The organism is Bdellovibrionales bacterium (assembly GCA_019750295.1).
In the GTDB taxonomy this organism is placed as follows: Bacteria; Bdellovibrionota; Bdellovibrionia; order Bdellovibrionales; family JAGQZY01; genus JAIEOS01.
In genome coordinates this window covers 1-23772 of sequence record JAIEOS010000007.1, presented here as the reverse complement: position 1 = coordinate 23772, position 23772 = coordinate 1, and the positions used below count along the sequence as shown (strand labels likewise).

At 46.5% G+C, this 23772-nt stretch carries 23 protein-coding genes and 1 tRNA gene; 14 read left to right on the top strand and 10 right to left on the bottom strand.

Annotated features, from left to right (window positions below; genetic code table 11):
- Positions 1-55: 55 nt before the first annotated feature.
- From K2Q26_01205 to ligA, 8 genes are all read right to left on the bottom strand, one after another.
- The gene (locus tag K2Q26_01205) at positions 56-1525 is read right to left on the bottom strand and encodes a BON domain-containing protein (GenBank protein ID MBY0314104.1); all 1470 of its coding nucleotides are present in this window, start codon (positions 1523-1525) and stop codon (positions 56-58) included.
- A gap of 9 nt (positions 1526-1534) precedes the next feature.
- A complete protein-coding gene (gene cpaB, locus K2Q26_01200) occupies positions 1535-2407 on the bottom strand; it encodes a Flp pilus assembly protein CpaB (GenBank protein MBY0314103.1) in 873 nt (290 codons plus the stop codon).
- 1 nt (position 2408) lies between these two features.
- The gene (locus tag K2Q26_01195) at positions 2409-2888 is read right to left on the bottom strand and encodes a hypothetical protein (protein MBY0314102.1); all 480 of its coding nucleotides are present in this window, start codon (positions 2886-2888) and stop codon (positions 2409-2411) included.
- Between the two features lies 1 nt (position 2889).
- A complete protein-coding gene (locus K2Q26_01190; protein MBY0314101.1) occupies positions 2890-3501 on the bottom strand; it encodes a hypothetical protein in 612 nt (203 codons plus the stop codon).
- On the bottom strand, positions 3501-3776 hold the full coding sequence (locus K2Q26_01185; protein ID MBY0314100.1) for a hypothetical protein: 276 nt from the start codon (positions 3774-3776) through the stop codon (positions 3501-3503). The genes K2Q26_01190 and K2Q26_01185 overlap by 1 nt, the downstream gene beginning before the upstream one ends.
- Positions 3773-4261, bottom strand: a complete 489-nt coding sequence (locus K2Q26_01180; GenBank protein ID MBY0314099.1) for a prepilin peptidase — start codon at positions 4259-4261, stop codon at positions 3773-3775. The genes K2Q26_01185 and K2Q26_01180 overlap by 4 nt, the downstream gene beginning before the upstream one ends.
- A gap of 215 nt (positions 4262-4476) precedes the next feature.
- Positions 4477-4656, bottom strand: a complete 180-nt coding sequence (locus tag K2Q26_01175) for a hypothetical protein (GenBank protein MBY0314098.1) — start codon at positions 4654-4656, stop codon at positions 4477-4479.
- 270 nt (positions 4657-4926) lie between these two features.
- Positions 4927-7005, bottom strand: coding sequence for an NAD-dependent DNA ligase LigA (gene ligA / locus K2Q26_01170; GenBank protein ID MBY0314097.1), 2079 nt, complete (start codon positions 7003-7005; stop codon positions 4927-4929).
- A 126-nt stretch (positions 7006-7131) separates the two neighbouring features.
- Between ligA and gatC the strand changes: the two genes are divergently transcribed.
- From gatC to K2Q26_01145, 5 genes are all read left to right on the top strand, one after another.
- Positions 7132-7413, top strand: coding sequence for an Asp-tRNA(Asn)/Glu-tRNA(Gln) amidotransferase subunit GatC (gene gatC / locus K2Q26_01165; GenBank protein MBY0314096.1), 282 nt, complete (start codon positions 7132-7134; stop codon positions 7411-7413).
- A gap of 7 nt (positions 7414-7420) precedes the next feature.
- Entirely contained in the window at positions 7421-8896 is a 1476-nt protein-coding gene (gene gatA / locus K2Q26_01160) for an Asp-tRNA(Asn)/Glu-tRNA(Gln) amidotransferase subunit GatA (GenBank protein ID MBY0314095.1), read from the top strand.
- A complete protein-coding gene (gene gatB / locus K2Q26_01155; GenBank protein ID MBY0314094.1) occupies positions 8883-10316 on the top strand; it encodes an Asp-tRNA(Asn)/Glu-tRNA(Gln) amidotransferase subunit GatB in 1434 nt (477 codons plus the stop codon). Before gatA ends, gatB begins: the two co-directional genes overlap by 14 nt.
- Positions 10313-10771: a DUF192 domain-containing protein gene (locus K2Q26_01150; GenBank protein MBY0314093.1), complete on the top strand. Its 459-nt coding sequence runs from the start codon at positions 10313-10315 to the stop codon at positions 10769-10771. Before gatB ends, K2Q26_01150 begins: the two co-directional genes overlap by 4 nt.
- A gap of 124 nt (positions 10772-10895) precedes the next feature.
- Entirely contained in the window at positions 10896-12209 is a 1314-nt protein-coding gene (locus K2Q26_01145; protein ID MBY0314092.1) for a LysM peptidoglycan-binding domain-containing protein, read from the top strand.
- Positions 12210-12306: 97 nt separating this feature from the next.
- On the opposite strand, the gene K2Q26_01140 is transcribed toward K2Q26_01145, so the two are convergent.
- Entirely contained in the window at positions 12307-12669 is a 363-nt protein-coding gene (locus K2Q26_01140; protein ID MBY0314091.1) for a PilZ domain-containing protein, read from the bottom strand.
- A gap of 866 nt (positions 12670-13535) precedes the next feature.
- Here K2Q26_01140 and rho point away from each other — a divergent pair.
- The 9 genes from rho (at position 13536) to K2Q26_01095 (ending at position 23143) form a co-directional block, all read left to right on the top strand.
- The gene (rho, locus tag K2Q26_01135; GenBank protein ID MBY0314090.1) at positions 13536-14777 is read left to right on the top strand and encodes a transcription termination factor Rho; all 1242 of its coding nucleotides are present in this window, start codon (positions 13536-13538) and stop codon (positions 14775-14777) included.
- Positions 14778-15053: 276 nt separating this feature from the next.
- The gene (rpmE, locus tag K2Q26_01130) at positions 15054-15272 is read left to right on the top strand and encodes a 50S ribosomal protein L31 (protein MBY0314089.1); all 219 of its coding nucleotides are present in this window, start codon (positions 15054-15056) and stop codon (positions 15270-15272) included.
- A 32-nt stretch (positions 15273-15304) separates the two neighbouring features.
- Entirely contained in the window at positions 15305-16381 is a 1077-nt protein-coding gene (gene prfA / locus K2Q26_01125; GenBank protein MBY0314088.1) for a peptide chain release factor 1, read from the top strand.
- Positions 16378-17217, top strand: a complete 840-nt coding sequence (prmC, locus tag K2Q26_01120) for a peptide chain release factor N(5)-glutamine methyltransferase (protein MBY0314087.1) — start codon at positions 16378-16380, stop codon at positions 17215-17217. The genes prfA and prmC overlap by 4 nt, the downstream gene beginning before the upstream one ends.
- Before the next feature lie 22 nt (positions 17218-17239).
- Positions 17240-18484 carry a UDP-N-acetylglucosamine 1-carboxyvinyltransferase gene (murA, locus tag K2Q26_01115; GenBank protein MBY0314086.1) on the top strand — a complete coding sequence of 415 codons (1245 nt, stop codon included), beginning with the start codon at positions 17240-17242 and terminating at the stop codon, positions 18482-18484.
- Between the two features lie 3 nt (positions 18485-18487).
- On the top strand, positions 18488-21304 hold the full coding sequence (locus K2Q26_01110; protein ID MBY0314085.1) for a tetratricopeptide repeat protein: 2817 nt from the start codon (positions 18488-18490) through the stop codon (positions 21302-21304).
- A gap of 7 nt (positions 21305-21311) precedes the next feature.
- The gene (locus K2Q26_01105) at positions 21312-21608 is read left to right on the top strand and encodes a hypothetical protein (protein ID MBY0314084.1); all 297 of its coding nucleotides are present in this window, start codon (positions 21312-21314) and stop codon (positions 21606-21608) included.
- 15 nt (positions 21609-21623) lie between these two features.
- Positions 21624-22898 (top strand): serine--tRNA ligase, encoded by a 1275-nt coding sequence (gene serS, locus K2Q26_01100; protein MBY0314083.1) that lies wholly within the window; start codon positions 21624-21626, stop codon positions 22896-22898.
- A gap of 155 nt (positions 22899-23053) precedes the next feature.
- A tRNA-Ser gene (locus K2Q26_01095) sits at positions 23054-23143 on the top strand.
- A 30-nt stretch (positions 23144-23173) separates the two neighbouring features.
- Here K2Q26_01095 and K2Q26_01090 read toward each other — a convergent pair.
- Positions 23174-23731, bottom strand: coding sequence for a site-specific integrase (locus K2Q26_01090; GenBank protein ID MBY0314082.1), 558 nt, complete (start codon positions 23729-23731; stop codon positions 23174-23176).
- Between the last annotated feature and the right edge of the window lie 41 nt (positions 23732-23772).

Here is a 23772-nt window from a genome sequence, read left to right as displayed (position 1 = left end):
ATGGTTAAAAAGAGGTCCGAATGCGCAGGTCCTACACGACGTAAGACCTGATGGTTTAATCATTCACGCGGAATTTTTCTTTGATCTTCTCGGTTCCTGAGCTTGCCGAAGATTTAATAATTGGCGTGACGAAGACCACAAACTGAGACTGGTTCTTTTGGAAGGCTTTCGATGAGTAGAAGGAGAACAGCGGATTTTTAACCCCGTCTGGAAGTTTGTTATAGTCCATGGTTTGGTTGTTACGGATCAATCCACCGACGGCGGCACTTTCGCTACTTCTGACGCTGACGATCGTTTTGATGAGATCCTGAGACGTCATCGGCCCGGCAGCCGTGATCGAAATTAAACTTCCAATGGTAAAATTCATTTCGAGTTTAATTAAGTCCGTTCTCGCGTTTTCGATGGTGGGTTTAATGGCTGAGTTTAGAGAAATGGAGGCCGGAGGTCCCGGAACAACGGCGCCCTCCTGGTTCACAATGGTGGTCGGTATAGTTGTTGTTTGATTGATTGTACCGACGTTGTCTTCTTCGGTAATAACGTTAGTGCTCGTCAGAATGCGAGCCAAACCATGGGCCTTGGCCCAATTGAGTTTCGGAATCAAATTCGAAACCGTACCGGTAATCGTCGCAACGATACCACTGGGCTGACGACTATCGCGTGTGAACGCTAAAGTACTTTCGTCAGAAATACCAGGTGTCCATTGAAAGCGAGAACTGTTTGAGTAATCTTTATTTAATTCTACGTAGTGCAGAACTAATTGAATCAACTTCTTCGGTGGCTTCTCTGCCGGCGCCCGCGTATTGATCAGGTTAATTACTGATTCCTCTTTCCGTTTTTTAATAATGTCTTGATTTTCGGCCTCGCCGCTCACAGGTGGTGGGACGTAAGTTCGAGCAATCAGCTCGGCCTGATCCTTTTCGAAGTTACTGCCGACTTCTCCAGAGAGGATATACTTCTGATTCCGCGCGCGCACCTGAACGTCAGGGTTATTAATTTCGCGCTCGATAATTTCCGCAATTTTTTGTTGAGCAAAAGGACTCACCTCGACGAGTGAGGCCGCTTGATCCCCGTACTGCTTAAGAACGGCAACGATACGATTGAGATCTTCGGGATGAATAACTTTACCATCAACAACGACGCGGTTATTGACAATTTTAATACTGATTCCTTCGATCTCGTTTAATAGCTGACGAATTTCTCTCACGATGCGAGTGAGATTTGTTTCGCGAACTTCAATACGAAATTCAAAAACCTTAGACCCTTTTTTATCGTGAATCGACATCGTTCCGATTCCCGGCGTTGTCGGGGTAAAGAGGATCTTTTGATATTCACGGGCAATACCAGCTTTAGTGACACCTTTAAAATCGCCTCTGAATTCCGCATTCGCGGGGATCGTCGACAATGTCTCCTCGTGCTCGATCCCCTTGTAGAGAATCAAATACTTTGCTCCAGGAGTTTTTTCATCCTGGGCCGAAGCCATCTGCCATGAGATACTACATGCGAGTAACAGTAATATCAGTTTCATAAATACCTCTTAAAGTTCTTCATAAGGCCCAGTTTTCTTAGGTGCGGCAACGGGTGCAGGTGGAGGAGCCGGCTTAACTGGCTCTTGTGCGGGAAGTCTCGGAGCCTTAATTTTACCAAGCACATCATCAGCGTCTGTTGTTTTTAATGGATTAATATATCGATCGTTGGGATTGCGAAGTGATATAAAAATCGACCCTGGATTTGTTGCTGAAATGTATGTTAATTTTTGGACTTCCGTGGGCGAAGCCTCTACGGTTATAGTACTAAACGCGTTCATGCGACGAAGATTGGTAACGATATACTGACCTTCTTTGCCGTCTTCTTCGATTTGCACGGGAACGGTATCAACAATATTAGTGCCAGTGGCGAGGACGGTCACGTCTTGCATGAGAGTTATAATTTCTCGTTTTTTGTCTGCACCTTGCCCACTATCGACCGCAACTAAGAGATCAACTCGGTCTCCTGGTTTAATCAACTTCGAAACTCCCCGCAGGTCGTCGACAGAGATTGAAGTGGCTCGTTTTCCGGGAGTCACTTGCATCGAAAGTCCGGTATCTTTTCCGGGTTGGATAATTTTCGTATTTAGAATCTGTTCCCCTTTTTTAATCGGGGCTAAGGCCAATTGACCGATAGCAAGCTCAGGATTCTGTAAAGCCGAGGGCTGTTTAAAGTCCGTGGGGACATCGGTAATTTCTAAAAATGATTCGTCCAAGATTTGCATTTCATCGATATCTTTGGAGGCGACGACCACTTGCACTTTTGAGCCGAATTTTTTATGCATCGCTGCCGTCTTTTCTTGCGACCAACTGTAAAGGAGGAAAACCGCAAAAAGCGCTGCGAAAACCGAGATCCATAATGTTTTGGTTTCATTATTCTGCATATTAATCCCCACACTGTGCCGTTAGGCAAATTCCGTATTGAACCATGATCCACACCGGATCGAGCGAAAGACTCGTGTTTCTTTCTCCGGGTGCGATGGTGCTTCGAGCATTGTTATGTTCATTGCTGGATCGACCGACGTCTTCGATTTCTGTAAACATGGCAATTCTTCGTTCCGTCGCATACTGGTTGGCATCACCACCGCTAGTGGCGTCAGTATTGGCACCGTGCAAACGGGCCCCGACGGCGTGATAGCGCAAGTCACTCGGAGCGTTTGTTCGAAAATGCCAGAGATGAGTGCGATGGCGAAAAATCTCGAAAGTATAATTGCGAGCCGCGATCGAATGAAGGATCGCCGTGTGAATCACACCCCAAAAACCAATGCTATACCAAAATAAAGTCAAAAAGATAATGACAAGCGAGATCGACTCGATCACGGCCATACCTTTTTGTTTTTTTCGGTTTCTAAACATCGTTTTCATTTTAACATCCGTCATCCATCATCGGCAGGTAAGTTCCGGGTTGGACATTTCCATCGGCGAAGCCGGCCTTTAAATTTTGTATATTAGTAAATCTTTGATTCACGAACTGTTCGCATTCTTCCTCGGTGGGTTCACGCATTAAATAGGAAGAGACGTAGGTCGACAAATCATCGGAGCTTGTTGAGCCTAAAAGAGGAACATTAATTTTTAATACATGGGCGGTGAGGCGCACTCTCGCTCCGACAAAAGTATCACTGTCTTGAGCTGCGTTTTCGTTGAATTCACTAGTGAAGTCGCTAATGGCGAATTCGCTGAGTTCGAACCAGTCGTTACGAAACATGGAGCCGAGGGGTGCGTTTGCATCTTGGACCAGCGTTTTAAATTTAGCTTCGGCCAAGGAGCGTTGCTCATCTTCGTTTTTATGTGCGGCAAAGTAAGTTCGAGCACTGGCAAAAGTGGCGTACTGAACTATATTGACCGCGGTAAATGTAATACAAAATACAAAAAGAATTGCAGAAAAAGTAAACATCAACAGCGTCGCAAAGATGAAGTCGAGGGTGAGCAATCCTCGTTGATTTTTAAGAATATTGGAATATGTCCCCGTTGGTCTCATTAGTTGGGCCTCGGTGAAGCGCGACGAGAGAAGCGGTTGGGGTGTTTTGATCTGGCCGATTCGGCGTCCATCCAGACTCCGCTTTCGACCATTCCTCGCATATAGGACCAGGGTCCGGAAACGATCTGCGACAAATAATTTTTTTCTTTAAATATTCTTTGAGTGACTAGGAATATTCCCACAAAAATCACCAAAAGAAGAACTGCCTCTATTGTCATTTGTCCTTTTTGGTTTCTCAATCGACTTTGGGGAGCACGCGGCTTAAAGGAACTCATAGAATTCCTCCCGCATGCGATACGGAAAGCCAACCGAGCAATAGCGCGACCGCGTAGGGAATTCTTCCGTAGTGCTGAGGAGTTCGTAAATAAAAACTCATGAAGAATGTTTTAAGCTGTCCCGATAAAGCCATCGAGATCACACCAATACACAATCCCCAAAATAGAGAATAAATTAAAACGGATGCGGTGATCTGCCACGAGGTCAATACGCAGAAAACGGACATCAACTTAATGTCTCCGGCGCCGAGAGCGCCAAGACTAAAAAGTGGAAAAAGAATCACTAGACACGCAAACCCGAAAGCCAAGCTTTGGGCCGCGGCGAAGAATGACCCGGTCAGGGCGTAAACCCAGACTACGCTAAAACATAAACTGATCAAAAACATAAAATTAGGAAATTTGCCTTTGGAAAAATCCAATGCTGAGGCGACACACAAGAAGAGTGTCGGAATTAAAAAATGTTGAGCAAAGTAAATATCCCTCATGGTGTTCCTGAGGGAGCTCCTCCGGGAGGTATTAGCCAGTTATTCGCTGGGAAAGGAAACGCGTAACCTGTACTCAGCTGTTGTTCGACTCGAGCGCCGAGGCGCGGAGCCGATTGCCGAAAGATATTGCGCGGTCCTTTCTCCCCCATGAAAGCCCCCATTACTAAAAATACAAATAATCCAAGTAACAAAATATATTCGGTAGTCATGTGTCCTTATTGCGGATTGAATCCTTGAATTTGACCGCTAAGACTGTCCACTTTCTCGTTGATAACAGCCATGATTTTTTCTTTAAAGACCAGGGCGATACCAACAACGATGACGAGCATAAGGATATACTCTGTTGCACCTTGGGCGGATTCATCATTCCAAAACTTCTTCAGCGTTGCTTTCATTTTTTTCTCCTTTTTTGGCACTATCTCCGCGCAACCACGCAAAAATAATGTAAATTTATTCCAAGAAATTATCGGCAAAACGGAGAAATTACATGAGACAAAATGAGATTTCCTCAGGACAAAGTTTCTTCGGCTAGCCATAAGTAGAACTCGAAGAAAGCGTCTCACTCCGAGACATCCTGGGGTACCCGGTACCTTTTGCGGATGCGATGTGTAAGGGGGCTTCACTAGCCCCCTTACACATCGCATCCGCAAAAGGTACCGGGTACCCTAGGAGAGGAGGGATTGGAAGGCGGGCCAGTCTAGGATTTTAACCTTAAGTTCCTCTGCTTTTTGGAGCTTGGAGCCAGCGTCTTCCCCGGCCAAAAGATAGTCGGTTTTTTTACTGACCGATCCGGAGGCTTTACCTCCGTGTGACTCAATCAATGCTTTGATTTCATCGCGTGAGATTTGGAAGGACCCCGTTATGACAAACGTAAGTCCAGCGAGCTTGCTGCTAGCGACTTTAGGGGTCGAGGAGGAAAGTTCAATGCCTTTTTTCATCAAGGTTCTGACTTCTTTGACAAAGTCCAGTTGTTTGAGAGCGTTCATGATCGCCGAAGACACCCGCGGACCGATGTCGTCAACTCCGAGCAAATCTTCCTCCGTCGCTTTAAGGAAGCTCTCGATATCGCCAAAGTGTTTGGCCAACGACCTTGCAGTTTGTTCTCCGACAAAACGAATCCCTAGCGCGTAAATAAATTTGGCGAGTGTTGTTGTCTTACTGTCCTCGATACTCTTAAGGATGTTACTAATGGATTTTTCACCCTGACGATCGAGTTCAAGCAGTTGAGATTTTTTCAAAGAATAAAAGTCAGAAAATTTTCTGACGAGATTCTTTTCGTAGAACAGATCGATCAGTTTATCTCCGAGCTTTTCGATATTCATCGCATTGCGAGAGGCAAAATGTTTTAATCCTTCGCGAATGATGGCTGGACATATGGGGTTCACGCAGCGTTTGACAGCCTCATCTTCTTCTTTGACAACCTTGTGGTCGCATTCGGGACAGTGATCTGGAAGGTGGTAAGGTTTACTTTTAGAGGGGCGCTTATCTTTGAGCACTTGGATGATCTCGGGGATGACATCGCCCGCTCTATGAACAATCACAGAATCACCCACTCGCACATCTTTACGATCGATCTCGTCTTGATTGTGAAGAGTCGCGTACGTGATGGTTACACCACCGACGGTGACGGGCTTCATGAGCGCCACGGGCGTGAGCGCGCCGGTGCGTCCGACCTGAACCACGATATCTTCGATCACGGTCTCACTCTGTTCGGGCTCGAACTTCGCGGCGAAAGCCCAACGAGGACTTCTCGCCACAAATCCGAGCTCCTCTTGGAGTCGGAAAGAACTCACTTTGACGACGATGCCATCAATATCAAAAGGCAGATGTTCGCGAAGGGAATGAATCCAGTGGTAGTACTCAATAACTTCGTCAATCCCTTCGCAAGTGCGATTGAGTGGAATTTGATACGGAGATTTTTTCCAGTTTTTAAGTTGGTTTTTAAGTTCGTCTTTTTGCTTTTTGTGATCGCAGATTTCCACCGACGGTAAACCCCAATCTCGAATCAGCCGGTCAAACTCTTCGAGGGTTTTGAGCTTGACCCCCTCGATCACTCCCGGGGAGTAGGTAAAAAATTGCAGAGGCCTTTGAGCCGCAATTTTGGGATCGAGCTGTCGAAGAGTTCCTGCGGCAGCGTTTCGCGGATTCGCAAAAGGCGCATCGCCTTTTTTAATCTGTTGCTCGTTTATTTTTAAAAAACCTTCTTTTAAAAGTAAAACCTCTCCGCGCACTTCAAAATAGGGAGGAGGGTTGGGAGTGTGCAGACGAAGCGGTATGGACTTGATGGTCTTAATGTTACTTAAAACGTTTTCACCAACATAACCATCGCCGCGCGTGAGAGCACTGACCAACAGGCCATCTTTATAAATGAGCTCCATAGCGGCGCCATCAAATTTCGGATTGCAAAAGTAAGTGAGTTTTTGCTGCCCCTGGAGTTGTCGCAAAATTTTTTCTTCGAAAGCACGAACCTCGCTTTCGTCATAGGTATTTTGGAGTGAAAGCATCGGTGTCCGATGAGTTCCTTTTTCGAATCCCTCGAGAATATCTCCGCCCACTTTGTTGGAAGGCGAATCGGGGTGGCGCAGTTCAGGAAATTGCTCTTCGAGCTTCTGGAGCTCCTCAAAGAGTTTGTCGTACTCGCGATCGGAGATTTCGGGCTGATCAAGCGTATGGTAGAGGTAATTGTGTTTATTCAGAGTCTCGGTGAGTTGTTTCAGCCGCTCTTTGGCCTGTGATTTTTGCATGCCCCGATCATAAGAGTGTATATGTATCAGGACAATAGAAACTCGCGGCGCTGCAGAGCGAAGATTCTATGGACAGAGGTCAATTTCAAGGCATAATATGATCCCTTTAATCACTAGGAAATACTCATGCTAACAAAAGATACTGTACTCAAGGTGGCTCAGTTAGCCCGACTGACCATCACCGACGAAGAAGCTCAAGCCTACCAAGTTCAATTCGAAAAAATATTGAGTTACTTCGAAAACATTTCGGCTCTTGATACAAAAGGCATCGAGCCTCTGGTGACGCCCATTCATACCCCCGCGTTTTTACGAGAAGATGTCGTTATTCAGGATGTTACGGCCGAGGACATTCTTAAAAATGCTCCCGACTCCAAGGGCCATCTTTTTAAAGTTCCGCCGGTGATTTGAGGGTGATATGAATTTATTAAATTTATCGGTGAGAGAAATCGCCAAACACGTCGCAGAGAAAAAAGTATCCGCCAAAGAAATTACGCAGTTCTACATTGATCGTATCGCTCGAGAGAATTCTAAATACAACGCTTTCGTAACGTTGAACGAGCAAGCATTAAAACGCGCAGAACAAATCGATCAAAAAATAGCCAAGGGAGAGTCTGTTGGATTTCTCGCGGGAGTTCCCTTGGCGATTAAAGATCTTTTTTGCACTAAGGATCTTAAAACAACGGCGGCGTCCAAAATGCTTCATAATTTTGTGCCACCTTACACGGCGACGTGCGTGAAACGATTAGAAGACGAGGGCGCGATCATCCTCGGCAAAACGAACATGGATGAATTTGCTATGGGTTCGTCGAATGAGACTTCCATTTTTGGAGGTTGTCATAATCCATGGAATACAGAATACGTCGCGGGGGGCTCCAGCGGTGGATCTGCGGCCGCAGTTGCCGGTGGCCTCGCTCCGGCCTCCTTGGGTTCTGATACCGGGGGCTCCATACGGCAGCCATCGGCTTTTTGTGGACTGACCGGAACCAAGCCTTCCTATGGACGAATCAGTCGCTTTGGAATGGTGGCTTTTGCTTCCTCCTTAGATCAGGCGGGCCCCATGGCTCGTTCGGTAGATGATAATATCATGCTCCTCGACGGGATGTGTGGACATGACCCTAAAGATTCCACTACCACCACTTTACCTTGGGATCGGCTTCATACGTCGAATGACTGGAAGTCCCAGCGGCTGAAGGTGGGTCTTCCCAAAGAATATTTTGAGCATAATGTTGAAGACTCCGTGAAGAAAACGTTTTGGGATACGGTAGAGAATCTTAAAAAATTGGGAGTTGAATTTGTTGACGTGAATCTTCCTCATACATCTGCAGCGGTGCCGGTGTATTACATGATCGCAACAAGCGAGGCCTCGAGCAATCTATCTCGTTATGATGGAATTCGCTACGGGTATCGGGCTCAGCCCGAGGGAAAAGATTGGGGAAGCCTGGACGAATTGTACTCTCAGTCTCGAGGGGAAGGCTTTGGTCGCGAGGTCAAACGCCGTATTCTTTTAGGAACATTTGCCTTATCCAGCGGATATTATGATGCCTATTATCTCAAAGCGAGTCAGGTTCGTCGCCTCATTCAAAATGACTTTGTCGAAGCCTTTAAAAAATGTGATGTGATTTTGGGACCCGTGACGACGTCTCCAGCATTTAAAACCGGAACGCGCATCAACGATCCAGTCCAGATGTATCTCAATGATATTTTTACGACTTCGATCAATTTGGCGGGACTTCCCGGGATGACGATTCCCACCGAAGTGAATGCTCAAGGCTTACCAGTCGGAGTGCAAGTGATTGCTCCGCAATTCGGGGAGAAATTCATGTTATCTTTGGGACAAATGGTCGAGGACATCAGCCCGATGAAAGGAAAGAGACCCCATGGCGTACAGTGATTACGAAGCTGTGATCGGCTTGGAGATCCATGCTCAACTTTTCACGGAAACTAAAATATTTGCCACCGCTTCCACCAAATTCGGAGAAGGCGATAACGATCAAGTGACGGCTCTGTGCGCAGGCATGCCGGGGACTTTACCTGTACTTAACAAACGCGCCGTGGATTTAGCGATTAAAACGGGAATTGCGCTCAACTGCACCGTGAATCCCCATTCGATCTTCTCTCGTAAACAATATTTTTATCCGGATCTCCCCAAAGGTTATCAAATCTCACAGTATGACAAGCCTGTCTGCTCCAACGGCTACGTGGAGTTTTACGTGGGCGAAAAATTGCATCGGGTGACGATTGAGCGAGCTCATCTCGAGGAAGACGCGGGTAAATCCATGCATCACGGCGAGTACACGCTCGTCAATTTGAATCGCGCCGGGATTCCACTCCTAGAAATCGTCTCTGCTCCAGACCTTCGCAGTTCCGTCGAAGCTGCCGAATACGTCAAAGCCATTCGGCAGATCCTTCGTTATATCGAAGTTTGCGATGGTAACCTCGAAGAGGGTAGCATGCGCTGCGATTGCAATGTCAGTGTTCGAAAAAAGGGTGACCCTAAGCTGGGTACGAGAACCGAACTTAAAAACATAAACTCTTTCAAATTTATCGAAAAGGCCATCGACTACGAAATCCAACGTCAGATTGACTGTGTCGAAGCGGGAGAAAAGATTGTTCAGGAAACACGGCTTTACGATTCGACGAAAAATAAGACTTTCTCCATGCGCTCTAAAGAAGAGGCGCAAGATTATCGCTATTTTCCAGATCCCGATCTTTTACCGTTAATTATTGGAAAGGAATGGATAGAGCAGACGAGAAAGTCGCTGCCCGAACTTCCCTTTGCGCGGGCAAAACGCTTTGTCGAATCCTACGGAATTCCGGAGTATGATGCGAGTGTTCTGACTCAGGAAAAAAACATGGCCGAATACTACGAAGAGGTGGTGAAGGTTTCCGGAAATGCCAAGATGGCCTCCAACTGGGTGATGTCCGAGCTCATGCGAGAACTCAAAGACAACAAGGTCGAAATCGAGCACTCGCCCATGACGTCCCAAAATCTAGGACAACTGGTGCGCCTCATCGAAAGCGGAACGATCTCAGGTAAAATCGCTAAGCAAGTCTTTTCGGAAATGTGGACTTCCAAGGCCGCGCCCGAGGACATCATCAAAAAGTTGGGCCTTGAGCAAATTAACGATGAGTCTGCGATCATTAAAATTATCGAGGACGTGATGGCACAAAACGCGGATCAGGTCGCACAGTATCGGTCAGGCAAAGATAAAGTCTTCGGCTTTTTCGTGGGACAAGTGATGAAGCTTTCTAAAGGCCAGGCGAACCCAGATGCCGTCAACCGACTCCTCAAGGAAAAGTTAAAACCGTGAGGCTCTCGATTTTTTCTGCCATTTTAGTTTTAACAACAATACTGAGTCCGTTGGGGCTCGCCGAAGTGAAGTTTCCCACCAAGAAGTTGTGTTTTAAAACAAACAAAGTGGAACTGACGGTGCAGGTCGCTGAAACTTTTGAACAAAGAGCGCACGGGCTGATGAACCGTCCGCATTTAGCTGATACCGAGGGAATGTTATTCGTCTCTGAGGACGAAGTTTTTCAGTCCTTCTGGATGAAGAACACACTCATTCCACTGAGTATTGGATTCTTTGATAAAAATAGAAAACTTCTCCAAGTTCTCGATATGCAACCGCCCCTAGGTCCAGTGGAAGACAGTCAACTCCCGAGCTACCGAAGCGCCCAGCCGGCGAAGTATGCACTCGAAGTATCTGTAGGTTGGTTTAAACGAAAGAATATAGCCATTGGTTCGGTCTTCGAATTTAAAAAATAGTCTGAGGAGATGGCCTTAAGGCCAACCCTAGACTGGCCCACGCATTTCGTTTTCAAACAAAAACTCCTGTGTTTTAATGATTTAAGTCAAGGACGACATTTTTAGTAACCAGAGGACGGCAACTATGTTTAGAAAATATCTTCTGATCTGCGTGATGATCATCTCTATGGTCTCGCTCAACGGCTGTAGTTTATTCAGCTCGGATGAGGAGTCTTCAGATGAAGCAGTAGCGAGTTCAGAGACTTCCGATGAATCCAGCGATGAGAGCAGCAGCGACGAAGAGAGCAGTACTGAAGAAGTTGCTTCTACAAGTGTTGATGAAGAAGAAGTCATCGACGAATATCCAGACGACGATTACGGATCCGATGGCAGTAAGTCTGCCAGCGCATCGGTGGAAGAGCTTCCAGATGCTCCCATCGAGGGAAATCAAGAAGAGACTTTGTTTGTAGGTTCGGAAGGAACAACAACGGAGTCGTCAGAGACTTCAACAACGACTGAGGTCGCTGAAGCCACCAACGAAACTCCTGCCGTCACTCAAACAACGGAAACCACAACGTATGTTCAAGATTCAACCTCTGAATCTGAAACAAAAACTTGGACTCCCGTTAAGAAGATGAAGAAGACGCCTTATCAAGATAGTGGCTCTCTCATCAACCGACTTTACATTGCTCGGTCTGGCGATACGATGAGTGGTGTTGCCAACAAAATTTATGGCGATAGCAGTAAATCCAAAGATCTTTTACGTTGGAATAGTCATTTCCGCGGCAGAGAGCTTAATGTTGGGGATAAAATTTATTACGCATCTGCACGCAACCCTGCGGACAGCAGCCAGATTCTTTTGTATTGGGAAGAGGCTGGGGTGCAACCACAAATGTACACCGCCGCCAAAAATGAAAACTTTAGAAAAGTTTCCCAGAATCTTTTGGGTCACTCTCGCAGTTGGATGGAGATTTGGGCCACCAACGATGTGGACGACAAATGGAGTCTTCCTGCCGGTTCTAACTTAAGATACTGGCCTGATGGTATGTCTGTTCCGGTAGCTACTCCGGTGGCCGCAGCTCAACAAGAGTTGCCACCAGAGCCTCAAGCGCCTCAAGAGCAAGCCGCTGTTCCTGAGCAGCAGTTGCCACCGGAGCCCGCAGCACCTTCGGAAGCCGGCTTTGAAGAGCCACCGCCTATGGAAGAGCCGCAACAAGTGGCCGCAGTTGAGGAAGTTCCTCCTCCTCCGCCTCCACCTCAAGAACCAGTGGCGCCACCACCTCCTCCGCCGCCAGACATGATGGCAGCTCCGGCTCCTCCGGCTGATGGATTAGCATCAATGATGGGTGGTCAAGATGATTCAATGATGATGGCCGTTCTTGGAGGTCTATTGATCCTTGCAGCTCTCATCCTACTGATCTTTATCCGCCGCGGACGCAAAAAAGTAAAATACAGCTAGGCTCGCACGAGGATCTCTAAGCAATAAAAAAGGCGCTACTCAGGCGCCTTTTTTTATTTGAGATTCTTTACTCATGTTCACAATGACGTATAAAAATTTAAACTTTGCTAAAGATGCTATGAAGAACGGCTTTTTTCTTCTCACGATGATCTTTTACGAAGTACATCAAATCATCGATGATCTGTACGTCTTGTTGATTGTCGGGAGAAAAACGTACACCGGCTCCGGCATTGCTTTTCCAAACGATTGTCGCTTGAAGAACTCGCTCTCTGCCGCTGACACGAAAATGGATATTGATCTGATCATTAATTTCGAGCTCTTCCGTTCTATGTTCAAGGAAGGCACCCGTAATACTAATATTGACCAAGCCGCCTTTTTCAGACTGGCGAGCATAGGTTTTTCTAAATTCGATGGGAAGTCTTAGAGGAATTCTGTCAGCAGGTTTAACGATTTCAGACATTCGAGGCGCTCCTTAGTGTTACCTTCAATGTATCGGGAGTCAGCTAGTGAAAAATTATACAAAGCCGCTCACATTCACCGAATCTGGACCTTAAGGATACGATTTCTGACTCATGTCGGAGCAGCGATGACCAGGGTGATAAGAAGTTTGACAAAAATACGGACTCGCCAACGTCCCGTTTTGGAGCGACTTCCTATATCGTGGAAAGGTCGTCAAGGCCTTGATTTGAGCCGTAAAAGCGAGATTACGACGACCTCCTTATCAAAAATGTCCACCACCCCCGATTGACAATGATAAACGAACTAAGTTAGAACTTGTGTATCTACTAATTTTTGTCAAATTAATCGAAAACCTAAGGTTAGTTCTTTTTAGCCAAATCCAAAAAAATCCATGAATTTTCTTTCAACAAAATAAATCAAAAAAAATAACCCGGAGTCTTAATGTCAGAATCAGATAAGCCACAAAAGCCTGCTAGCGAAGAGAAAGCTGCTAAGGAGCAACCGAGCCAGGATCTTAAAGATCTCGAAGCTCCCGGGGGAGAGCAAGAGCCCCGTCGCAAAGAAGGCGTAAGAGAGCCTCGGGAAGCGAGTGGCAGAGATAACAAGAACTACGGAGGAGGCGGCGGCGGACGTCGGTCCCACTTCAAAGACCGTAACGACAGAAACGACCGCGGCGATCGCAACAATAATCGCAATAACAACAACAATAATAATAACAACAACTGGAAGCCTAAGCGCAACAACTCGCCCAGTTTTCAAAAGTACGACGACCTCGAAGACACAACTCACCCTCCTCAACACAGCGGCCTCCCTGACGAAAAGGTCGATCTCTCTGATATTAATCTGACCGAGGATGAAAAATCCGCTCTGAGCTCGAAAGGGCTCAAATCAAAACAAATTGCGGACATTTTAGGTTTTGCAGCAAAACTTAAAATTGAGAATGCTTCAGGACTTCGTCGCCAGGAGCTGGTTTTCGAAATTCTTAAGCGCGCCGCCACTCTCGTCGACGTTTACGGCGATGGCGTTTTAGAAATTCTCCCAGATGGTTACGGTTTCTTACGCTCGCCAGATTATAACTATCTTCCGGGTCCCGATGATATTTATGTAAGTCCTTCTCAGATTCGTCGCTTTGGTCTGCGCACCGGAGACACGGTGAGCGGAACCGTTCGCCCCCCGAAAGAGGGCGAAAAATATTTTGCTCTCTTAAAAGTAGAAGAACTCAACTTTGAACCGCCGGAAAAATCAAAAGAGAAAATTCTTTTTGATAACTTAACTCCGCTCTATCCCGACAAGCGTTTAAAGTTAGAGCACAGTCCTACAGATTTCACGACTCGAGTGGTGGATCTCATGGCTCCTCTCGGAATGGGTCAACGTGCATTGATTGTTGCTCCTCCTCGTACGGGTAAGACAGTTCTTCTCCAAAATATCGCAAACTCGATTTCTAAAAATCATCCTGACGTAAAGCTGATCGTACTTTTGATCGATGAGCGTCCTGAGGAAGTGACCGATATGTCTCGGAACGTAAAGGGTGAAGTGATTAGTTCGACGTTTGACGAACCACCCACTCGTCACGTTCAAGTTTCGGAAATGGTTTTAGAGAAAGCGAAACGTCTTGTGGAGCACAAACACGATGTGGTGATTCTATTGGATTCAATCACGCGTTTAGCTCGTGCCTACAACACTGTCGTTCCTCCCTCTGGAAAAATTCTTTCGGGGGGTGTGGACTCCAATGCTCTTCATAAACCGAAGCGGTTCTTCGGAGCGGCTCGAAATATCGAAGAGGGTGGCAGTTTAACGATTATCGCCACGGCCCTTATCGATACGGGTTCGCGTATGGATGAAGTGATTTTCGAAGAATTCAAAGGTACAGGTAACTCTGAGATTCACTTGGATCGCAAGCTGATGGAAAAACGTATTTTCCCTTGCATGGACATCAACAAATCAGGAACTCGTAAAGAGGACTTGTTGGTGGAAAAGGGTGATCTCAATCGCCTTTGGATTCTCAGAAAAGTTCTCGCTCCGATGAATGTGGTCGATAGCATGGAATTTTTACTAGATAAGATGAAGGAATCAAAAACCAACACTCAATTTTTGGGTGGAATGGGTTAAGAATTGGGCACACGGTGCCCTTTTTTCCCCGAAAATCTTGCTAAATGACGCTAAGGTCGCACATTTAGAAGGCAGTATGTAGGGTTTTAACCAGGGCGACCCCTACATATAGGGTATGCAAACAGGATATTGGTCCAGATTTAGCGGTGTCCTGTGGATAACTCGGTGGAATAGACTCGATTTTGTGTATAACTCGCGGATTCGCCTAAATTATACTCGACCGGACTCGTTCACTATGGTAACAGTAATCTTCCCTGATCAATGGAGTAATGCGTTATGAAAGCGGAAATTCATCCAAAGTATTTTACTGAAGCAAAAGTCACTTGTGTGTGCGGTAACACGTTCACTACCGGATCTGTGGCTAAAGAAATTAACATCGATATTTGCGCTGCTTGCCATCCGTTCTTTTCAGGTAAACAAAAATTAATCGATACCGAAGGCCGTATTGAAAAGTTTAAGAAGAAATACGCAAACTTTAATTTAAAAGCCAAGTAATCTTTCTTTCTCCTTTCTCTCGTTAGAGCAGCATGTTTGATAAACTAGATGAAGTCGTGCAAAAGCACGAGTCGATCACGCACCAACTGCAGAATCCTGCAGTTGTGGGCAATCAAGACAAATTCAGATCTCTAATGAAAGAGCACGCAGAGCTCGGCAAAGTTGTTTCTGTTTACCAAAGCTATAAAAGACTCAAGACCGATTTCGAGAACAATCGACAGATGCTCGATACGGAGTCTGATCCCGAACTTCGCGCCATGGCCAAAGACGAAATGGCCGCCATCGAAAAGCAAATCCCGGCCCTTGAGCAAGAGCTTAAACTCCTCCTTCTCCCTAAAGATAAAAACGACGATAAAAACGTGATCCTCGAAGTGCGCGCCGGTGCCGGAGGCGACGAAGCGAGTCTATTTTGCGAAGAGCTTTACCGCGCCTATTCTCATTACGGATCCCAGCGAGGTTGGACCTCCGAAATCCTTTCGATCTCTCCCGGAAATGCCGGTGGCTATAAAGAAGTCATCGCTAGTGTGACGGGAGAAAAAGTTTTCTCAACCCTGAAGTACGAGAGCGGCGTCCATCGGGTTCAACGAGTTCCTAAGACCGAGGCTCAGGGCCGCGTTCACACTTCGACGATCACCGTAGCGGTGATTCCCGAAGCCGAAGAGGTGGATGTAAAGGTGAATCCTGCGGATGTGCGTATTGATACTATGCGCGCCAGCGGGGCGGGTGGTCAGCACGTCAATAAAACGGACTCTGCGGTCCGACTGACCCACAATCCAACAGGCATTGTTGTGTATTGCCAGGATGGTCGCTCTCAACACGCCAACCGAGACAAAGCCTTTAAAATTCTCTATGCGAAATTGAAAGATATCGAAGAACAAAAAGCGGTGAAGGATGCTTCCGACGCGCGCTTGAGTCAAATTGGAACCGGGGATCGATCCGAGCGCATTCGCACCTATAACTTCCCGCAATCGCGCATCACCGATCATCGCATCGGTCTCACTCTCCATAGCATCAACGAAGTCATGAAGGGTGATCTCGATCCTATTATCGAACCTTTGATCACTCACTATCAGGCAGAAGCACTTAAGGCGAACGAAACTCAGCGATGAGACTCGAAGCGCTTCGAAGACAGATCTACGAACAACTTAAAGACAAACTCGATGGCGATGCTTTCCAAGAATCCTTTTTTATCTTGGAGTATGTCTTAGGGAAAACGAAATCCCAAATGATCACCGACTCCGAAGAGACGGTAACTCCCGAGAGCCAGGTGAAGGCCCAGGAAATTGTGGCCCTTCGCCAAGCCGGAAATCCCATGGCTTACATTGTGGGCTATAAAGATTTTTATAAGAGTCGCTTTTTGGTCAATCCGAACGTACTCATTCCTCGACCAGAAACCGAGTTGGTCGTGGAAAAGGCATTGGAGATCTCCTCTTTATCGACGATCGCTGATCTCGGCTGCGGCTCGGGTTGTATCGGCATTAGTATATTGCGCGATCGACCCCGCACACGACTTTGGACTTGCGACGTATCGCCGAGAGCGGTGGAGGTCGCAAAACAAAACGCGACACAACTCGGTGTAAGTGATAGAATTATCTACGAAACTGGTGATGTGCTGGCGTTTAAAAAGTGGGGGGAATTTGACCTTATCGTCTCGAATCCTCCATACATAGATAAGACCGATGAGCGCGTAGAAAAAAATGTACGCGCCTTCGAACCGGAGCTAGCGCTGTTTGCGGAAGAGAACGGATTACTTTGTTATAAGCAGTGGATTCCGTGGAGCGTTCAAGCACTGAGACCTGGTGGGAAAATTATTTTTGAATTTGGTGAGGGTCAGCACGAAGCTCTTCGAAAGATTTGTAGCGATGCGGGCCTGATGAACATAAAAACATATAAAGACTTTGCAGATATTGAGCGAGTCATCGTCGCGGAAAAAGCGGCGCAGTGATAAAGGATGAGCCATGGACAAAATGAGTGTCGTCGGTGGAAAAGTATTAAATGGAGAAGTCACAACCGGCGGAGCCAAAAACTCAGTTCTAGCTTTAGTCTTTGCCGCACTTCTGGCGCCCGGTCGCCATCGCTTAAGTAATGTTCCTCGGCTGAATGATATCGAGTCTGCAAATCTCTTATTAAATTCTTTGGGTTGCGAAACACAACTGACAGGCAACGTTCTCGAAATCAATGTGCCCGAGAAGCTCAAAACTCATGCCGATTATGACATTGTAAGAAAAATGCGCGCGAGCATTCTGTGTTTAGGACCATTACTTGCGCGAATGCGCGAGGCGCAGGTGAGTTTGCCCGGAGGTTGTGCTATCGGTGCGCGTCCGATTAACTTACATTTGGAAGCCATGAAGTCTCTCGATGCCGAGATGAAACTCGAAAACGGTTATGTGATCGCTAAGACTAAAAAACTCAAGGGCGCGAAAATTACGTTCGAGCTTCCCACAGTGGGCGGTACCGAAAACGCTATGATGGCGGCGACACTTGCGGACGGGGAAACCATTATCGAAAACGCCGCGAAAGAACCGGAGATTAATGATTTAGCGGAATACTTACGAAAGATGGGCGCTAAAATCGAAGGTGATGGGACGAGTCTTATCAAAATTCAGGGTGTGGATCAGCTGAAGGCGACCGACCACGCGGTGATTCCTGATCGTGTCGAGGCCGGAACATTAATCATTGCGGCTGCAATTACGCATGGCCAAGTGACGGTTAAAAACTGTAACCCGAAACATCTCGAATCATTTTTACATAAGCTTCAGGAGAGCGGAGTAAAGATGGAACTCGGTAAAGATAGTGTGACGGTTCTTAAGAGTCATGGCTACAAAGGCGTAGACATGGCGACAGGGCCTTATCCTGGGTATCCGACCGATCTCCAAGCACAGTTTATGACATTGATGACAGAGGCCGACGGAATTTCGGTGATCAAAGAGACCGTTTTCGAAAACCGCTTTATGCACGTTCAAGAATTAAATCGCTTGGCGGCAGACATCACCATATCGTCCAACACGGCCATTATTCACGGAAAACCGGGCTCGCTGATCGGAGCCCAAGTGATGGCGACGGACCTTCGCGCCAGCGCGTGTTTGATTCTCGCTGGATTAGCTGCCAAAGGGGAAACCATTGTCGGTCGCATTTATCATTTAGATCGTGGATATGAAAATCTCGAAGGTAAACTATTAGCTTTAGGGGCGCAGATTAAACGACTCAAATAATATATGTCACAAGATAACAGCTGGTACGTCAGAAACATTCAAGGGCAGCATAAAGGACCGCTGAGCGATAAAGATGTGATAGAACACATCCGTCAGGGTTATTTTTCGGGTCAAGAGTCGATTTCCAGAGTCGGCGAAACGCGATGGTTTCCCATCACCCAGTATCCGCCGTTTTTCGATGCGCTCGTTGAAAGTTTGAATCAAGAGATGAATCAGGTGAAGGATGAGACCACCGAGATTCAGGGGGACGAGGTCAGCGAACAAACCGAAATCACCGGCAATAAAAAAGCGGTGGTTGAAAAGCCACTGTGGCAACAGATCGAAGAGTTCCACAAACAAAAAAAAGAGGAAATGATTCAGTTTGAGCTCGAGCGCCGTCAGCTCGAGGCGAATACCAATTCGGACATTCCTGCATCGAAAGCGCCAACCCCGCCCTCACAAAATATATTTGCAAAGTTTTTTAATCTGTTCGTCATCGGCGGCATCGCTTTTGTAGTCATCGCCGTGGGAATGGTGTTTTTTTCTACAACAAAGCCCACAAAAGATCGCATTCGTTTACGAATGGTCAAGATGACGGGAGCCAGTGATGCCCCCAATACCTACGACTCTTATCTTAAAAAGGCGATTCTTCATTTGCTTCAACATACCATCGAAGATTATCAAAAAGCTCAAGAGCTCTTGGCGACGGTGATCGAAAAAAACAATGGAGCCTCCGAGGCCATGGAACTGCTTTGTATTACGTATAAAGAGTTATGGCCGTATTCCTTTCAGGATTCCAAAGACATCGATACGATCTATTCTATTTTTCGAGCCGCTTCGGTTTTACAGTCCGATAAATCCGCAAGTGGTGTTTGTTACAGTATCTATCTTGTCACCGTTGGCGAGTATGAGCCCGCAAAAAACTATATGGAAGATGCTCTCAGACGAGATCCGGGGTTATTATTTTTTAACCAACTGATGGGAGATCTTCTTGAGCAGCAGCAAAAGTATTCGACGGCGATTTACTATTTTCAAAAGGTGCGGGAGCTCTGGTCTTCACAAACCCGTTTAAAGCCCTGGATTAAACCCATCCTTCAGGAGGCGCGCACGCAGCGGAAGCTCGGTCGTTACGCCGAGTCACTGAACGCCTATGGTGAAGCTCTTAAACATTATCCTGGGCACACTTTGGCGACCATGGAGCTGGGGATTCTTGAGTTTCAAGCGTTTCGTCACGCGGACAAAGCGGTGACCTATATTCAAAAGGCATTACAGTCCTCAGAAAAGTTCCCTCAGGATATTAAAGCCGAGGCCTATTACGTGATGGCTCAGGTGAGTCAGCTTCAAGGAAACAAAAGAGAGGCTTTAGAATATGCCAACAAATCTTTTTCCATCGATTCCAGTAATGCCGATGTGAAAGCCCTGATCGTCAATTTAGGAGGGCGAAGTGCTCTTGAGAGCGTGCAGTTAGATAGTAGCAACATGCTCTACCTTGGAACCCTTTATATGAAGCTCGGAAACTATTTTGCGGCCCAAGCGGAATTTCGCTCAGCTTTTGAGGCTGATCCCACAAATGCATTAGCGGCCTACCATGCCGGGCAGTCTTTGTGGGAGCTCAATCAGAGTTCCGAAGCGATCAAATGGGTCGAGCGCGCGATTCACGCCGATCCGGGTTTAGTTTCGGCCTATGTGACTCTCGCCGAATATTATTCTTTTCGCTACGATTACGAAGGCGCGGCACAGATCTTAAAGAATGTTCAAAATCGCTTCCCCAGAAATAACGAAATCTCTCGAGGTTTTGCAAAAGTAGAGTACTTGCGAGGGAATTTTAAATCCGCGAGATCCTTTGCCGAAAAGGCTCTGAGCTATTACTCCATGGACGTGGGAGCGATGCAAATTATCACCAAAGCCAATATCAGTTTGGGAGACAATCAGGCGGCGCTCTCTTCGATCAATAAAACTTTGGAGATTGATCCCCACTCTCCAGAAAATCATTGCCTCTACGCACGTGTGATCGCGAACTTGCACGGGCCCGGAGCAGGGATCGATTATATCAACCGGAAAATCGAAGAATCTCCTGACGTCATCGCCTACAAAAAAACTTTGGCAGATATTTTTATCGAAGAAAAAAACTGGAGTGGGGCTCGGCCCGTGCTCCAACAGATCATCTCTATGAAGAAAGATGATAAACCTTCGATTCTGAGTTTAGCGATGGTTTATAAGCAGGAGGGCTATGTGAATCGGGCTCTCGAAATGTATCTGACCGCTGCCAGCTTAGATCCACTGGATCCGACACCATTGTTTTTGGCCGGAGAGCTTTACATGGGTGCCGGAAATTATACTTCGGCTCAAGCTCAGTTCTCTCGTGTCTTAAAAATTAACAAAAGATTTCCTAAGGTGTATTACAATCTGGGGAAAGCGGCATTAGAGAGCAAAGATTTTACTAAGGCTCTCGAAATGGCTCAGATGGAGCAACACATAAACCCCAACATCGCAGAATCTTACTTATTAGCGGCCGAGGCTTACTATCGTATGGGCCAATACTCCAGTTGCGCCACCGAATATCAAAAGGCCATTCCTAAGCGGCCGCAAACGGCAGATATTTATATTAATTTGGCTCGTTGTTACCGTCTTTCGGGGGCTCTAGAATCGGCGGTCACTATGTTAGATCAAGCGGCCCAAAAAGAGTCGGGCCATCCCGACATTTATAAAGAGCTAGGTGCAACTTTCCATATGCAGGGATTATTAGTTGAAGCCTATACGGCCTATGAGAGATACTTGGCCTTAGCGCCAAACGCGCCGGATCGCGGTGATATCGAGCGCATAATGAAAGAACTTCAGTGAGGGGATTATGGGAGAATTTGCTGAGCGCATTAAATTTAGTTTAAAAGAATCACTCCTCGAATTTTTAATTTTTCTAGTTCGATTAGCTTCGGGAGTTTTCTTGGGACTCACCCTCGCTGTCACGAGTGAGGCGATCTGGCATACCGGGATTCTGGTCTTCATGTTTATTGTCGTTGTTACGATGGGAGTCATTGCGCGGATCACGCGATATTGGGGTCTGTTAACTTCGGTGATCTTGCTCCTCAGCTTAGTGTTGATCGGAGTGCTGTTTAAATTGTATATACATACAGCAATTGTTGGTTAAAGGAGTTCTCAAGTGATTTATCTCAAAAATTTAGAAGACGAAGGCTACTTTAAAAGTTACGAAGCCTCGCTTAAAAAACGCAATGGCGATCTTTCTCTCTTGCAAAAGATCATGGAGATGAATCAGGTTCGTAAAAAGAGCATGCAAGAGTCAGAGTCCAAAAAGGCTCATCAAAATAAAGTCAGCGAGCAAATTGCGCAACTCAAGAGGCAAAAACAAGATGCCTCGGCTCTACTTACAGAGATGCAGGCTCTCAGCCAAGAAGTAAAGGGCTTAGAGAAACAAACAAAGGATATCGAGGAAGAAGTCCGCGATCTTTTATCGAGCCTCCCCAACAAGCTGAATGACAACGTGCCGGCCGGGACGAGCGAGCAAGACAATCAACTGATTCGCACAGTGGGTGAACCTACAAAGTTCTCTTTTAAAGCCAAGGAGCACGGCGAGATCGGTGAAAAATTAAAAATTTTAGATTTTGATCGCGGCGCTAAAGTGGCTGGTGCCCGTTTTACATTCCTCATGGGTTTAGGGGCTCGCCTCGAGAGAGCCATCTCGAGCTTTATGATGGATCTTCATTCGGAGAAGCATGGTTATCGCGAAGCGATTCCCCCGTATATGGTCAACAGTCATGCCATGTACGGAACGGGAAACTTTCCTAAATTTAAGGAAGACGTGTTCCATCTCTCCGGCACCGATTATTATTTAATTCCCACGGCGGAAGTTCCGGTGACCAATTTCTATAATGGCGAAGTTTTAAACGAAAGCGATCTTCCGCAACGATTCGCGGCTTACAGCTCTTGCTTTCGATCCGAGGCGGGAAGTTACGGAAAAGATGTGAAGGGTTTGATTCGACAGCACCAGTTCCAAAAGGTGGAGCTCATGTGCTTTGTTCACCCTGATAAATCTTACGAAGAGCATGAGCGCTTAACGACAAATGCAGAAGAGGTCCTCAATCAATTAGAGATCCCTTACCGCCGTATGCTTTTATGCTCGGGAGATATTGGTCCCAACTCTGCGAAAACCTATGATTTAGAGGCGTGGCTCCCAGGTCAGCAGGCGTATCGCGAGATCAGCTCGTGCTCGAACTTCGAAGATTTCCAGGCGCGGCGTGCAGATATCCGTTTTAAACCTCAAGGCGGTGGCAAACCTCAGTTTGTGCACACGCTCAACGGTTCGGGTCTTGCGATCGGGAGAACTCTCGTGGCGATCCTCGAAAATTACCAACAGGAAGACGGCAGCGTGAAAGTGCCCAAAGTTCTTCAGCGCTACATGGGCTGCGAAGTTATTAAGTAGAGTTACGGGGAGAGGCGAGGGTCAGCCCAGGCCTCCGAATCCCCTGAACAATGCTGCCCAGCAGTAATTGGCCCGGGTGGACCCCAAAAAGACATTTCAAATAGACTCCCCGGCGCCCTTATTTTATAAGAATAAATCCAACCGAATTCATGTACGGAGAGATGGCTGAGCGGTTGAAAGCACCGGTCTTGAAAACCGGCGAGCCTTCGCGGGCTCCGTGAGTTCGAATCTCACTCTCTCCGCCAAATTTTCTAAGTAATTCAAATACTTATCGATTATCGGAGCGCCAAAATATTTTGGTCATTTTCTGGTAAATCTTCGACACTTCCACCGCTAAAGCTAACAACGTTTGATGCTGACAACAGATGATCAGGGCTGAGATGCGCATACTTCATCGTCATCTTCATATCCGTATGACCTAAAATCTTTTGAAGATCATAAATGTTTCCGTTGTTCATCATAAACTGGCTCGCATAGGTATGTCTTAAATCATGAAAGCGAATTTTTCTTACTTTGGCTTTATCAAGAGCTTCTTTAAACCATCTTCCTGAATGGTCAACATTCCAGTGATTTCCTTTTTCGTTCAAACAAACAAAATCCGATTTGCTTTGCCGAGAGAGTTTCTCAAGTAAGGAAAAAACTTGGTGGTTCATCGGGACGTAGCGCACACGTTTGGTCTTCGTGCTTTCTTGCAATCCTTTGCTGGACATCGTTCGACGTACCACGATTTGGCGAGACTGAAAGTTGACTTGATCCCAACAAAGCCCGCATATTTCACCAAGGCGCATCCCGGTATTGATACCCGGATCTGTGGATAAGCTGCAGCAATTCATGTTTTTTCGAGTTTAAAATATAAAAAATTAAAATTTAAAGT

Excerpts from the sequence above, each read along its gene's own strand:
- K2Q26_01205 (MBY0314104.1), bottom strand. The coding sequence starts at position 1,525 with ATGAAACTGATATTACTGTTACTCGCATGTAGTATCTCATGGCAGATG.
- cpaB (MBY0314103.1), bottom strand. The coding sequence starts at position 2,407 with ATGCAGAATAATGAAACCAAAACATTATGGATCTCGGTTTTCGCAGCG.
- K2Q26_01195 (MBY0314102.1), bottom strand. The coding sequence starts at position 2,888 with ATGAAAACGATGTTTAGAAACCGAAAAAAACAAAAAGGTATGGCCGTG.
- K2Q26_01190 (MBY0314101.1), bottom strand. The coding sequence starts at position 3,501 with ATGAGACCAACGGGGACATATTCCAATATTCTTAAAAATCAACGAGGA.
- K2Q26_01185 (MBY0314100.1), bottom strand. The coding sequence starts at position 3,776 with ATGAGTTCCTTTAAGCCGCGTGCTCCCCAAAGTCGATTGAGAAACCAA.
- K2Q26_01180 (MBY0314099.1), bottom strand. The coding sequence starts at position 4,261 with ATGAGGGATATTTACTTTGCTCAACATTTTTTAATTCCGACACTCTTC.
- K2Q26_01175 (MBY0314098.1), bottom strand. The coding sequence starts at position 4,656 with ATGAAAGCAACGCTGAAGAAGTTTTGGAATGATGAATCCGCCCAAGGT.
- ligA (MBY0314097.1), bottom strand. The coding sequence starts at position 7,005 with ATGCAAAAATCACAGGCCAAAGAGCGGCTGAAACAACTCACCGAGACT.
- gatC (MBY0314096.1), top strand. The coding sequence starts at position 7,132 with ATGCTAACAAAAGATACTGTACTCAAGGTGGCTCAGTTAGCCCGACTG.
- gatA (MBY0314095.1), top strand. The coding sequence starts at position 7,421 with ATGAATTTATTAAATTTATCGGTGAGAGAAATCGCCAAACACGTCGCA.
- gatB (MBY0314094.1), top strand. The coding sequence starts at position 8,883 with ATGGCGTACAGTGATTACGAAGCTGTGATCGGCTTGGAGATCCATGCT.
- K2Q26_01145 (MBY0314092.1), top strand. The coding sequence starts at position 10,896 with ATGTTTAGAAAATATCTTCTGATCTGCGTGATGATCATCTCTATGGTC.
- K2Q26_01140 (MBY0314091.1), bottom strand. The coding sequence starts at position 12,669 with ATGTCTGAAATCGTTAAACCTGCTGACAGAATTCCTCTAAGACTTCCC.
- rpmE (MBY0314089.1), top strand. The coding sequence starts at position 15,054 with ATGAAAGCGGAAATTCATCCAAAGTATTTTACTGAAGCAAAAGTCACT.
- prfA (MBY0314088.1), top strand. The coding sequence starts at position 15,305 with ATGTTTGATAAACTAGATGAAGTCGTGCAAAAGCACGAGTCGATCACG.
- prmC (MBY0314087.1), top strand. The coding sequence starts at position 16,378 with ATGAGACTCGAAGCGCTTCGAAGACAGATCTACGAACAACTTAAAGAC.
- murA (MBY0314086.1), top strand. The coding sequence starts at position 17,240 with ATGAGTGTCGTCGGTGGAAAAGTATTAAATGGAGAAGTCACAACCGGC.
- K2Q26_01110 (MBY0314085.1), top strand. The coding sequence starts at position 18,488 with ATGTCACAAGATAACAGCTGGTACGTCAGAAACATTCAAGGGCAGCAT.
- K2Q26_01105 (MBY0314084.1), top strand. The coding sequence starts at position 21,312 with ATGGGAGAATTTGCTGAGCGCATTAAATTTAGTTTAAAAGAATCACTC.
- K2Q26_01090 (MBY0314082.1), bottom strand. The coding sequence starts at position 23,731 with ATGAATTGCTGCAGCTTATCCACAGATCCGGGTATCAATACCGGGATG.